The sequence below is a fragment of the Marinicella gelatinilytica genome, assembly GCF_026410405.1.
Lineage (GTDB): Bacteria > Pseudomonadota > Gammaproteobacteria > Xanthomonadales > Marinicellaceae > Marinicella > Marinicella gelatinilytica.
In genome coordinates, this window is the sequence record NZ_JAPMLN010000001.1 from 126,752 (window position 1) to 140,044 (window position 13,293).

The 13,293-nt window shown below is 43.4% G+C and carries 8 protein-coding genes; 6 read left to right on the forward strand and 2 right to left on the reverse strand.

Annotation, left to right across the window (positions count from 1 at the left end):
- The first annotated feature begins 69 nt into the window (after positions 1 to 69).
- Positions 70 to 1,830: an autotransporter assembly complex protein TamA gene (locus OS173_RS00465; RefSeq protein WP_267182304.1), complete on the forward strand. Its 1,761-nt coding sequence runs from the start codon at positions 70 to 72 to the stop codon at positions 1,828 to 1,830.
- A complete protein-coding gene (locus OS173_RS00470) occupies positions 1,830 to 5,411 on the forward strand; it encodes a translocation/assembly module TamB domain-containing protein (protein WP_267182305.1) in 3,582 nt (1,193 codons plus the stop codon). The genes OS173_RS00465 and OS173_RS00470 overlap by 1 nt, the downstream gene beginning before the upstream one ends.
- 124 nt (positions 5,412 to 5,535) lie before the next feature.
- On the opposite strand, the gene OS173_RS00475 is transcribed toward OS173_RS00470, so the two are convergent.
- The gene (locus OS173_RS00475) at positions 5,536 to 6,276 is read right to left on the reverse strand and encodes a hypothetical protein (protein WP_267182306.1); all 741 of its coding nucleotides are present in this window, start codon (positions 6,274 to 6,276) and stop codon (positions 5,536 to 5,538) included.
- An 82-nt stretch (positions 6,277 to 6,358) separates the two neighbouring features.
- On the opposite strand from OS173_RS00475, the gene OS173_RS00480 reads away from it, so the two are divergent.
- From OS173_RS00480 to OS173_RS00490, 3 genes are all read left to right on the forward strand, one after another.
- On the forward strand, positions 6,359 to 9,622 hold the full coding sequence (locus OS173_RS00480) for a S41 family peptidase (protein WP_267182307.1): 3,264 nt from the start codon (positions 6,359 to 6,361) through the stop codon (positions 9,620 to 9,622).
- Positions 9,623 to 9,938: 316 nt separating this feature from the next.
- Positions 9,939 to 10,400, forward strand: coding sequence for a hypothetical protein (locus OS173_RS00485; protein ID WP_267182308.1), 462 nt, complete (start codon positions 9,939 to 9,941; stop codon positions 10,398 to 10,400).
- A gap of 27 nt (positions 10,401 to 10,427) precedes the next feature.
- A complete protein-coding gene (locus OS173_RS00490; RefSeq protein WP_267182309.1) occupies positions 10,428 to 11,315 on the forward strand; it encodes an EamA family transporter in 888 nt (295 codons plus the stop codon).
- Here the strand turns inward: OS173_RS00490 and OS173_RS00495 are convergent.
- Positions 11,312 to 11,737, reverse strand: a complete 426-nt coding sequence (locus OS173_RS00495) for an HIT family protein (RefSeq protein ID WP_267182310.1) — start codon at positions 11,735 to 11,737, stop codon at positions 11,312 to 11,314. The genes OS173_RS00490 and OS173_RS00495 overlap by 4 nt on opposite strands.
- A gap of 128 nt (positions 11,738 to 11,865) precedes the next feature.
- Here OS173_RS00495 and OS173_RS00500 point away from each other — a divergent pair, with 128 nt between their 5' ends.
- The gene (locus OS173_RS00500) at positions 11,866 to 13,293 is read left to right on the forward strand and encodes a leucine-rich repeat domain-containing protein (RefSeq protein WP_267182311.1); all 1,428 of its coding nucleotides are present in this window, start codon (positions 11,866 to 11,868) and stop codon (positions 13,291 to 13,293) included.

Genomic DNA, 13,293 nt, shown 5'->3' on the forward strand with positions numbered 1-13,293 from the left:
CTAAAATACAGAGTCAGAACAGTCTAAGTTGATACCTTATATTCAGCTTGTTGTTGTTATAATAAGGCCATGAAATCCACGATTGTTCTGGCAAAATACAGCCTCATTGCTTGGTTGTTATTACTGACATTGACTGTCTATGCGGCTGAAGACGAGCCTACATATCGTTTTAATGTATCCGGCGTGGATAAACCATTAGCCGATAATATTCTTATATTCCTCAATAATTTAACGCTTTCTTGTGACACATCTGAAAGCATGCGCCAAGCGGTTAAAGAAAAAATTCCCGAACAAGTACAGTTGGCGCTGCAACCATTTGGTTATTACCAAGCCACCGTTGAAAAAATTGATATTAGTGCCACTAAAGGTTGTTGGCAAACCGAGATTAAGGTGACGGCCGGTGAACCGGTTGTGGTTCGTGACATCGATTTTTCAGTGACCGGCCCGGGTTCTGAACACCCCAAAATTAAAGACATTAAGGTCAATAAGTACATAGAGAGCGGGCGGGTCTTTGTTGATCCTGACTATCAGCAATTAAAACAACAACTGCGTCAATGGGCCAATAATTATGGGTTTTTAGATGCTGAATTTAGTGAGCAAAAAGTCGATGTTTATCCCGCACAGCTGGCAGCGGATATTAAACTCACATTTGACACCGGCCCACGTTATCAACTTGATAAGGTGGTGATTGAGCAAGACCCGGATTTTATGCGTCCACGCTTTCTGCAAGGCTTGGTCGGTTTAGAGACGGGTCAATATCTCAATAATCAAACCTTAATTGATGTCCGAAAACGCCTGGTTGGTAGCCAATATTTTGGTAACATCAGTGTCACTTTTGGTGAGAAAGATCATCAGGCGGCCACTGTACCGGTGTTGGTCAAACTGACGCCGGGTTATCGCATTGATTACTCAGTCGGCCTGGGTTATACCACCGATACCGGGGCCCGTTCGACCTTTGAATATCAGCACCATCGTTTGAATGATCGCGGCTTTCAGCTGAGCACAAAATTACAATTGGCCGAAGTCAACAATGAATTCATCGCCCGCATGAAATTTCCGTCTTTAAGTAATCCCGATGAAAAGTGGTATCAGACTGAACTGGGTCATCGTCAGGAAAAAAATGATGTGTATGAAGCCGATACCACAAAAATTGGTCTCTCTCAAACCCGTTTACAATCGGACAGATGGCAAAACATCAACTTTATTGATGTCCTACAAGAAGATTATATTTTTGGTGATCAAAAGGGCAGTACCCGTCTTTTGGTACCGGGCACTGCCTGGACCTATCAGCACGTTGATGATCCGTTGAACCCGCGATTTGGATTTAAAGCCCAAATGGATTTTAAATTGGCCACCGAAAGTCTGCTTTCGGATATGAGCATGGTGCAAATAAGTGGTCGGGTTAAGACCATTTTACCGATTGCTGATGAGGATCGTTTGATTTTACGGGCGGAAATTGGCACCACCGCCACCAGTGATTTTGATCAATTACCGGCCTCTTATCGGTATTTTGCAGGTGGTGATCAATCTGTCAGGGGATTCGATTATAAAAATTTATCACCCTTGAATGATGAAGGTGATTCAATTGGTGGTAAACACTTAGCAGTGGCCAGTGTTGAGTACGAGCACCGTCTTTACGACAGTTACGCGCTGGCGGTATTTGCCGATGGTGGTAATGCATTTACCAATGATTTTAAAATGGCCGGTAGTGTCGGTATTGGCTTTCGCTGGTTTTCGCCCATAGGACCGTTGCGGGTCGATTTAGGTGTGCCTGTCACCGAAGCTGACCATGATTTTAGAATTCACCTGTCTCTGGGTCCGGATTTGTAATGACGGATAAAGACTTAAATAACGCAAAAGATACCAAGAAGCCGCGCTTCCGGCGTTGGATTGGCTATATGCTGGTCACATTGTTTGTTTTGCTTGGACTTCTTTTGATGTTGCTTTATGGCTTGCTCTATACGGAAACCGGAAGCCGTTGGGCTGTTGCTAAAGCTCAGGACTGGTTGCCTTTACATATCCGGCAAAGCGGCGGACGTTTGGCCGGCGAAATGACCGCCTTAAACCTTACCTATCAACAAGACGGCGTAACCGTCAAAGTCGATCGACTGACGTATCAAATCGCTGATATCAACTGGTGGCAAAGGCACATTGTTTTTGATAATGTTCACATCGGTCAGGTCAGTATTGAATTAGCCGATAATGACGCAGAAAAAGTAACCGAACCGTTGCCTGAAGGGGCAACGATTGAATTACCATTAAGTGTCGATGTCAACGAACTCTTTATCCAAAATATTGATATCAACAAGGGTCAAATTGCTTACGGACCAATTTGGTCGAAAGCGGCCTTACTAAAAGAAACCATAGAGATTGATACGCTACAATTATTAGACGAAGAGATTAGCCTGAAACTATCCGGTGAAGTCACTTTACATAACCGTTGGCCTTTTAATGTCAACACGCATTGGTCTTACAAGCCAGAGCAAATCAGCGGGCAGGGCCGTATCACCGGTGATATCACTGCTTTGAATTTATCACAACAAACGCACTTTAGTAACATCTATGCAGAAGGTGATGCACACATAGAGAGTCAAGTTACGCTGTACCCGACATTTTTAGTTGATGCCCATATAAGCAGTGACCAATTATCTATTTCATCGGCTAATACGCAACAAGTCAGCACCCGGTTTACCGATGTATTAATGACCGCTGATGGTGGATTAACGGATTATCGTTTAACCGTTAAAGCCACCGCTGAGCAGTCCATTAAATCCTTAATGACCGCATCGGAACAAAAAGCTGAACCGGCGACGTATTACAATGAAATAAACCTCACGGCTCAAGGCAGCACAGAACAGCTCAATGTGGACGCATTGACCATTGCGGGCGACTTTGGCCGCTTACATGCCCAATCAAAAATTAATTTCACGCCCAATCTTCAGGTGACAGCCAGTTTTGATACAGATGCATTTAACCCACAATGGCTGATGCCCGAATGGCCGGGTAAGCTCAGTGGTGCCGGGCAGTTGAGCTTGGCACAAACAAATACAGAATCATGGCAGTTGGCTTTAAATAATTTTAATGTGCAAGGTCAATTAAAAGGTCAGGATTTAACATTATCAGCCGATGTCGATTGGCAAGATGATTTATTGGATTTAAAGCCATTGTCTTTGCTGTGGGGTGATAACCAGATAAAACTGCAAGGTCAAGTCAGTTTAGCCGAGCAGGCGGCTTCGCAACAGCTTATGTTTGATCTGAAAATACCACAACCGCATTTATTTGTAGCTGAGTTGAGTGGTGATATTCAGGCCAAAGGACAATTATCAGGGTCCATTAATGCTTTGGATTATGATGTGAATTTACAAGCTCAAACACTCAATTACATGGATCAACAGATTAAAACCCTGGACATCTTAGGCAAAGGTCAATGGCCGAATCAATTACAGGCAAAAATTACAGCCACAGACATCCTAAGTGCCAATCAATACCTGCCTGCAGCCGAGCTCGAGTTAAATGGCAATCTGCAACAGCACCAATTACAAGGTGACATTTTGCATCAGGATTTCACCACACAATTGACCTTGGTAGGCGGCTGGTTGAATGATCAGCAAATCTGGCGCGGTCAAATTGAAAAAAATGCCATTCGTCTTAACGACAGTGACATGCAGTGGAACTTACAAGCCCCTGCGAAGCTGGTGATTGGGCAACAGATGCATTTGTCACCGGCGTGTTGGCAGTCACTCAATGGTGAAGGTGAAGCCTGTGCTGAACTGGATGTGCAAACCCAGGCAGTTACGCAGGTTTTGGCCAAGGTACAGCTCAGAAATTTACAGGTTAAGCTGTTTCAGAGTTTGTTGCCTCAGGGTTTAAAACTGGATGGCTTGATTCAGGGCAGCGCAGATCTGAATTATCAGCAACAAGCCTTGTCACTGACCGCTGATTTAAAAACGGAACAAGCCAATATTTATTACCGTGAAGGTCAAAAAAACAGCTACCAGGTGGCCATTAACAAAGCCACACTCACTGCGCGTCAGGACAACGGCCGCACTGAAGTGAATACCGTCATTACTTTGGATGACGGTGGCTATCTTAACGCTTCCGCCACGCTGGATGACATAGCAGATTCTCCTTGGCCTGAGGTTAATGCTGACATTGATGGTGTGATAAAACACACCCGTTTTTTGGTGGCTTTATCACCAGAATTAGAACAATTGCAAGGTGAATTTAGTGTCTCAGGAGAGGTTACGGGTCCTCTCAATCAGCCCGCTATTAATCTAGATTTAAAACAACAAACCGGCTTTCTTGTGTTAAGACAAACCGGCAGTCGTTTAACTAATATTGCGCTGCTGGTTAGCAGTCAAAAACCCGGTTTAATTGATTTAACAGCCAACGCTGACAGTGACACCGGTTCCATAGAAATTACCGGTGAATTAGATATTCAACAAGCAGATGACTGGTCTTATTATGGGCAAATCAGCGGCACTGATTTTCGATTATTGACCTTACCGGAAATTAAAGTCAATATTGACCCGAATTTAGAAATTGATGCCACGCCCAAAGCAGTTAACATCACCGGCAAACTGTCATTACCGATGGCCGAAGTTAATATAAAAAATCTTCCGCCATCAGCCACCACCACTTCCGATGATGTGGTTATTCATTACCCTGAACAAGACACCCCGGAAAGCAGCACATCGATACCCATTAATTACGATGTGACTGCAGAAATTAAAGAGCCCATCAACATACAGTTAATGGGCTTAGAAGCCAAAATGGCCGGACAGTTACGGGTTTTTAATGTCCGTAAACAAACCCATGCAGAAGGACGTCTTAACTTGACCGAAGGTTTTTATAAACTTTATGGTCAGCGTTTAGATATTGAGCGTGGTGAATTGATTTTTAATGGCCCGATTGACAATCCGGCCATTGATGTTAAAGCGGCGCGTAAATCTGATGATGGCACGGTGACTGCGGGTATTTTAATCTCAGGAACTGTGAACCAATTGCAGTCAACCCTGTACTCAGAACCGGCCATGAGTCAGTTAGAAATCTTGTCTTATTTAGCGACGGGCAGGGGACTTAATGAAAGTGGCGGTGGCACCAATGGCGAACAACTGGCACAAGCCGCTATTTTACTGGGCTTAAAGCGCAGCGATTCGGTGTTCTCACAATTGCAAAATGCCTTTGGCATCGATGTCCTCACCATTAAACAAGGCACCAATAACCAGGACAGCTACATCGAAGCCGGCCAAAATATCGGTGATGATCTCTACGTGGGTTATTCACAAGGCCTGTTTAATCGCCTGGGTTTTTGGATTTTACGCTATAAGATCAGCGAAGCCTTACGCTTAGAAACCACCCAGGGTGAGAATCAAACGGTCGATTTAATCTACGTGCGTCGAAAAAAATAAACCGTGAAATGATCAATGTCAAAAATAATACTTTGAATAGTATTGCCGGTTTTTAAAGGCTGTTTTTCACCAACAGACACTGGATACCGGCCGGCACCCAGCGTCTTTATGAATATACCTTATATTAACGATAATAATGGGCTTGAATCGGCTGTCGAATATACAGACCTAACAAGAAAACAAATACCACCAACGATATCCATAACATAATTCTCCAGGGGCTTATCATGGTATCTATAATGCTGGCCTGTTCCACCCAGATGGTTTCACAAGCACCATTGCCGGTATCAGTCCGAGTGATACTGGTTTTACGAAGATAGCCTTTTGGGTTGGTGTAATCCGCTAAATAACCGCGTAACACAATTTGGTCACCGATGTTCGCTTCGGCTAAAGTTTTACGAACGGATTTGTTCACCGATAAGACATGATTGTTGGATAACTGATTGGGGTTAAAAGCTTGCCAGGCCGTTTCGCTTCGAGTTTGATATTGACAGGTAAATTGACCGTTGCTGAATGTGAAATGTTTCAGAATCTTTGGATTGGTGTTTTCACCCCAAACCACACATAAATCTGCCACATTTAAGTAGTCTTCACTCAAGCCATGAAGTGAGCCTTTATAATCGGCTTGATGAACACGTTTTGACACCACCACACCATATAGCTCATAGTTAAAACGAGGCTGTACAGTATATGTTAAATCGTTATATTTAACTGTTTGCGAGACGTGATTAAGTGGTGATTGTTTGGGTTCAAAAGCCAATGCCTCAGCCAGAGGCAACTCGTCTGGCCAGCTGTTCCTGTTCCAAAAACTAAGGATTAATAGGATGCCGCTAATCAGCAAACCATATCGTATGAGTGAATTCAATTTAAAAATGACCTTCGGCCTATTATCAAAGGGCTTGTTTAAATGTTACCATTATCAACATTTTTAAGTACTGGAAATGTCCATGTTTCAAATTTTATCACGTAACGCCATTCAAGTTTTTGTTATTGCTTGCTTTAGCCTTATTTCAGGCTTGGTTGCAGCGCAAGAAACATCATCAGGCACTGCACTTTTACGCTTTGCCGATATCCATCAAGATGCAGTAACCTTTGTCTATGCCGGGGATATTTATATTGCTGATATCAATAACGGTGAAGCCAAAAGACTAACCTCCGATGTGGGTTTTGAAACCTTTCCTAAATTTTCGCGGGATGGTCAACGCATTGCCTTTTCAGCGGAATACACCGGCACCCGTCAAGTTTATGTGATGAATAAGGACGGCAGTGAGTTAAAGCAACTGACCTGGTATAACGATGTGGGACCGATGCCGCCACGCGGTGGTTATGATTACCGCATTTTAGATTGGTCTGCTGATGACAAAAATGTATTGGTGCGTGCCAATCGCTTGCCGTGGGGCGAGCGCATGGGACAACCTTACTGGGTACCTGTGGATGGTGGCATGGCGCAGCCTTTAGCGATTCCTGAAACCGGTGGTGGTATGTTATCACCGGATGGCACAAAATATGTGTACACCCCGATTGACCGTGAATTTAGAACCTGGAAACGTTACAGCGGTGGCCGTGCCCAGAATGTTTGGGTTTATGATTTAGAAAATAATACCTCAAAACAATTAACCACCAACCCCACCACCGATCATCAACCGGTGTGGGTGGGTGATGACATTTACTTTATCAGTGACCGAGATTACCGCTTAAATTTATACCGTTATAACCCTGAGGGTGAACCGGTTAAAGTTACCAACCATGATGAATATGACAGCTTGTGGGCATCAGCAGGACCAGATTCTATCGTCTATGAAAATGGTGGCTATTTATGGCGTTTTGATCCAAACACACAACAAACCAAACAGCTGAATATTCGCATCACCACCAATCAGGAAAACCTGATGGCACAGTATAAAAACGTCAGTGATTATATTGAATCCGGTGATATTTCTCCGGACGGTAAACGGGTGATGATTGGTGCCCGTGGTGAAATGTTTTCCGTGCCTGCTAAAGATGGTGAAATCAGGAACATCAGTAACACAGCGGCGGCCCGTGAAATAGCTGTTAAATGGTCACCGAATGGCCGTTATGTGGCTTATTTAAGTGACAAAAGTGGTGAGTATGACGTTTATATTTACGATATAAAATCCAAACAACATAAACGCATCACCGATGATGGCCATATCTGGCGCTTCGATCTGAAGTGGTCACCTGACAGTGAGAAAATTGCTTTTTCTGATAAAGATCATGTGCTGTGGTCGGTGGCCATCGATGGCGGTAAGCCGCAACGTCTGGACAGCTCAACCACCAATGACATTGAACATTACCGCTGGTCACCGGACAGCCGTTGGCTAACGTATACAAAAACAGAGAATACCGGCTTTTCTTCTATTTTTGTCTATGATTTTGATAACAAAAAAGCCCACAAATTAAGCACCGCTGCCTATCATGATTATGAGCCGGTGTTTGATGACAGTGGTCAGTACCTGCTGTTTTTATCCAACCGTGATTACAATTTAGCGTTCAGTGCTTATGAGTTTAATTACTTATACACCGATGCCACCCGTGTTTATGCGGCACAATTAACGACGCAATCACCGGCCTTATATCCTTTCAAAAATGACCAAGTCGATTTATCGACTGACAACAAAGGCAAAGATAAAAAGAAAGACAAAGATAACAAGTCAGTTAAGGTTGCTATAGATTTTGAGGGTTTTAATAATCGCATTACCGCTTTGCCAGCACCGTCCGGTAATTACCGTGGCTTACAAACTCACGGCGATCAGGTGTTTGTACTGAAACAAAATGACAACAGTGCCACTTTACAATTAATGAGCCTTGACAAAGATGATAAGCCTAAAACGGTTATTGCCGGTATTAACAATTACCGCTTAGCCGCTCATGGCGAACACATTCTGTTGCAAAAGGGCAAAAATTTAGCGATTGTCGAAGCCAAAGCCGATCAATCTATGGATGATTCTCAATTGGACTTAAGCCACTTAGCGATGAACATTGACCCGCAAACCGAATGGCAACAAATGTACAGCGATGCCTGGCGCACATTGCGCGATTGGTTCTATGATCCGAATATGCATGGCATGGACTGGACAGCCATAAAGGTTAAATATCAGCCTTTGGTTGATGCCGCCACCCACCGCAGTGATTTAGATTATATCCTGGGTGAAATCGCCGGTGAAATGAACTCCGGTCATATTTATGTCAATTCCGGCGATATGCCGAGCGTGAAGCGCCGGGAAAATGGCTTACTGGGTGCTGAATTTGAGAAACACGCTAGCGGTTACTTTAAGATCAGTAAAATTTTTGCCGGTGAAAACTGGAATAAAGACCGCTATTCGCCTTTAACTGACGCCGGTGTTAAAGCCGAAGAGGGCGATTATGTGTTGGCCATTAATGGTCACAGCACACAAGAGGTCGCCAATATCTACGAATTGCTTGAGCATCAGGCTGATCGAACAGTGACATTGACATTAAATAATAAAGCCAGTGCTAAGGGCAGTTGGCAGGCGGATGTCAAAACCATTACCTCCGAAGGTGAGTTGCGTTATTTGAACTGGGTGAATGAGCGCCGTGCCATGGTGGATAAACTATCTGATGGTCGCATCGGCTATGTGCATTTACCGAATACCGCGATTGAAGGTAATCGAGAATTGTTTAAGCAAATGTTACCGCAAATTGGTAAAGACGCTTTGATTATTGATGACCGTTACAATGGTGGTGGCTTTATCCCCGACCGCATGATTGAACTGTTGTCTCGCAAAACCTTGAGTTATTGGAAGCGCCGCAATTTGGATATTAACAGTATGGCCACACCGATGATTGCCCATGATGGTCCTAAGGTGATGCTCACCAATGGTTTATCCAGTTCCGGTGGTGATGCCTTACCGTATTACTTCCGTAAAATGAATTTAGGCAAAATCATTGGCACCCGAACCTGGGGTGGTTTAATTGGTATCAGCGGCAATCCAGGCTTGGCTGATGGTGGTTCTGTGATTGCCTCCACCTTCCGTTTTATGGATACCGAAGGCAATTGGGCCGTTGAAAACGAAGGTGTAACTCCGGATATCGAAGTCATTGACCGCCCGGAATTAATTGCCAAAGGCCAGGATCCAACCTTAGAACGCGGTGTTGAAGAGCTGTTAAAAGAACTCAAAACCAATCCCCGCAGCACCATTCAATCACCCCCGGAACCGACTGAGTTTTAAAACAATAAATTTAACCGGCAACCCTCAATTTTTGAGGTTGCCGGTTAAGTTCTCAAGTAATAGCTGTTCGCAAACACATTTTGTAAGGTCCAAGACCCTTTAAAGACGCTGGATGCCGGCCTGCGCCGGCAAGGGTAGTTGAGTTGAACGAGAAATATGTTATTAAAACCAGTTGAGTTTCAATATTTTTTACTGAATACAATCAACCTAAACAGAACATTTACTTGCCGGCGCAGGCCGGCATCCAGCGTCTTTTGCGATGCACTTAATGATAAGTCGTTTAAAAATTGGGATTATTTGCTGGTAAACTACGAACATGCCTAGTCACTCACAAGAAACCCAAAACAGTCGTAAATTTGCTGTTGGCAATGCCTTTATTGCTTGTGTTTTAGCGGTTGTACTACTGGCTTTTGTCATGCCAATAGGGATTGTTATTTTTAGTTTTATTGATGGTGGTGGAATCAATATTTTTAGTATTGATTTTCTATCTACCTATTTCATGATAAGCCTATTTTTTGGATTTTATGGTCTGATTTTATCAACTGTATTGGGTGTTCCTACGTTGTTGGTAGCGAATCACTTACGACTTAACCATCCTCTTTTATTGTTTGTCGTTGGAAGTATCTATGTGATATTAATCCTTGCGGTGTTTGCGGGTGGTTTTGACTTTATTTATAAATCAGCGTTAATTTGGTTTTATATTTTTTGTGGCGGTATCTGTGGTTTTCTCGCCAGTTATCTATTTAACAAAAAATGCCAACAACAATTGGCTGATTAACATCAAATTCATTGGACGATAACCTCTATGGATAAATTAAAGGGCATTCTTTTTGTTGCTTTTGGTGCGGCCAGTTACGGCTTGTTGGCGACCATGGTGAAGGTCGCTAATTTGCAAGGTTTGTCCACGGCGATGCTGACTTTTTATCAGTATCTCTTGGGTTTTTTAGTGCTTTCCTTGGCGGCTTATCATGTTGTGCGAAAGAAACCACCGGCCTTTCAACGCGGTGATAAGCGGTCTTTGATTTTATTTGGTTCTTCTTTGGGCTTTACCAGCAGTCTCTATTATCTATCGATTCAATATGTGCCGGTTTCAGTGGCCATTATCCTTTTGATGCAAACCATCTGGATGGGTGTGGTGGTGGAGTTGTTGATCAGCCGGCAAAAACCGCAGGCGTTAAAAATTATTGGTGCTTTGGTGGTGTTAATCGGGACCTTTTTAGCGGTGGATGCCTTTGATAATCTGGATCAGCTCAATTTAACCGGTGTATTTTATGGTGTTGCGGCAGCTGTTTCCTTTACCGTAACACTGACTGCCACCAACCGCATTGCCACCCATCTACCTAACATCATTCGCAGTCAGTATATGGTTTTGGGCGGTGTTTTGGCGGTGCTATTATTCTGGAACTTCAATCTCATCAGTTCTGAAATTTTCAACCCTAAAACCTTCACTTTTGGTTTATTTTTGGCGCTTTTTGGTACCTTGATCCCACCCATTATGTTCAACAAGGGCTTTCCCATTATCGGTATTGGCCTTGGCACTATTCTCACCGCCATCGAAATTCCTGTTTCCATGCTCTCGGCTAATTGGTTATTACAGGAAGAACTTAACGCAATTCAGTGGTTGGGTGTGGCCATTATCATCATCGCTGTGGTGATTATTAATTACCGACACTTAAACGCGAAAGAAGTCTAATTCTGCTGTGACTCAATGGCTTGTTGTAATTTAAGCTTAAAGTCATCAAGCTTTTCTTGAGAATAGGGTTTATCAGGTAGTTCACGCCCCCAAACCACATCCGGCCATAAAGGATCTTTGCGATTTCGACCAATGACATGAACATGAAGCTGCTGCACCACATTACCGATGGCGGCAAAGTTGATTTTCTCGCTGCCATGATGTTGCTTAAAATAGTGACCAATAACTCGGCCTAATTGGCTGATTTCCAATTGCCGTTCTATCGGTAAATCACAATATTCAATCTCATCGGTCCGCGGAATAATAATCACCCAGGGCAGGCTGGCGTTCTTGTGTAATCTAAAATGACAATGTTGCCAGTCGAAGAGGGCATGGCTATCGGCCAGCAGTCTTGAATCCAATGAAAAGTATTGATTAGTCATAATAACTATTTTACTGAGCGATGACTCAAATGTCATGTTTTTATCAGTACGTGAATGATTCAGGAAACGGATTGTTTTCTGTCAGTGTGAAGCGTTATGCTTTGTTAGTGTCTTAAAGAGAGGTTTTTATGCGACAATCATGTAAGGTGCTACTGATGGTTTTTGGATTGGGTCATTTATTGTCATGCGGACAAAGCAACCAGTTGAGTGGCTGGTTGGACAATGATAAGAAACTGTCTCAAGATGACGCGTCGATGATGTCCCTATGGTTAATGGATAACGGTTTAAATGCCGAAGCGTTTTCAGTATCAGAACCACCCAAAGGTCACAGCGGTGAGTTTTCAGTGATTGTGGCTGATCGACACATTCAATCTATCAGAGCCAAGGGTGCCAACAGCTTGAAAGGTTTGTCACAGTTGCCTGCATTGGCTGCATTGGAGCTCAACAACGTTAAAAAAGCAGATTTATCTGACTGCCCAAACCAAATCAAATCACTCAGGGTTTCAGGTAGTAAATTGGCAGTATTAGACGGCGTCCAAAGCTGTCAACAATTAGAAAAGATCAAAGTCGTTCACAGCGCGGTGACTTCAATGGCACCCTTATTGACTTTGCCACAACTCACCTCGATTAAAATTAACTTCAGTCAACTGACATCGGTTGAGATTGCGCACAAAGCACCGATGTTAAATTTTTTGGATTTAAGCCACAACCAAATCAGTCACTTTGTCATACGCGCTGACCTACCGCAGTTAGAAATACTGGTTTTGGATAACAACCAACTCACAAACTGGGCACACAATAACCACACCCCGACTTTGGAGGCTATATCTCTGTCAAATAACCAGATTGAAGACCTTGAAACAGTTGCGCCGATTAACAGCGTAAAGCGCATCACCTTAAAGAACAATCCATTGCATAACTTGACGGCTTTAACTGAGTGGCCAAATTTAAAGACCATCGATTTTGACGGTACATTGTCAGACCCATCAGCACCTATAAACCGTAAAATCAGTCAGTTAAGCGGCCCGCTTGAATTACAAATAGCCGAAGCTGAATACCTCAGGGAAAGCTTTTTAAAGAACGCAGAGTTTATCGAGCATTTATCCCAATCAACCGGTGGCAATGCTTATGGTGTGAGCAAAAACATCAGCAGTCATTTTAATCTTCACAAGAATCCCAAGGTATCGGGCGCTATCCGCATTGATACCCTGAATGGGCTGATGCGCCTTCAGGTAACCAAAACTGACGATATTTTACAGTACCACAGAAAAATTGTGATGCAAGGTCAGGCCACTGTTGAACAAGGACAATTGATCATTTACAGTCCCATCGAAACAGACTTTTGGGACATGGCCAAATTGTTTGTTGATACACCCATAAAACAAAGGCCTCAAGACCGGGATGATTTAGTCATAAAAGGATTTATCGTTCATCGGGTGACACCCGGTGAACCACATGAATTCAGAGCCAATCTGATAGCAATGGCGGGCATTTATTTTTTGTTGCTCGGTTCGGAACAGGGTGAGGTGTCCGGTATAAAACTTGAGTTTAATTAA

Coding starts and splice junctions, on each gene's coding strand:
- OS173_RS00465 (WP_267182304.1), top strand. CDS start 70: ATGAAATCCACGATTGTTCTGGCAAAATACAGCCTCATTGCTTGGTTG.
- OS173_RS00470 (WP_267182305.1), top strand. CDS start 1,830: ATGACGGATAAAGACTTAAATAACGCAAAAGATACCAAGAAGCCGCGC.
- OS173_RS00480 (WP_267182307.1), top strand. CDS start 6,359: ATGTTTCAAATTTTATCACGTAACGCCATTCAAGTTTTTGTTATTGCT.
- OS173_RS00485 (WP_267182308.1), top strand. CDS start 9,939: ATGCCTAGTCACTCACAAGAAACCCAAAACAGTCGTAAATTTGCTGTT.
- OS173_RS00490 (WP_267182309.1), top strand. CDS start 10,428: ATGGATAAATTAAAGGGCATTCTTTTTGTTGCTTTTGGTGCGGCCAGT.
- OS173_RS00495 (WP_267182310.1), bottom strand. CDS start 11,737: ATGACTAATCAATACTTTTCATTGGATTCAAGACTGCTGGCCGATAGC.
- OS173_RS00500 (WP_267182311.1), top strand. CDS start 11,866: ATGCGACAATCATGTAAGGTGCTACTGATGGTTTTTGGATTGGGTCAT.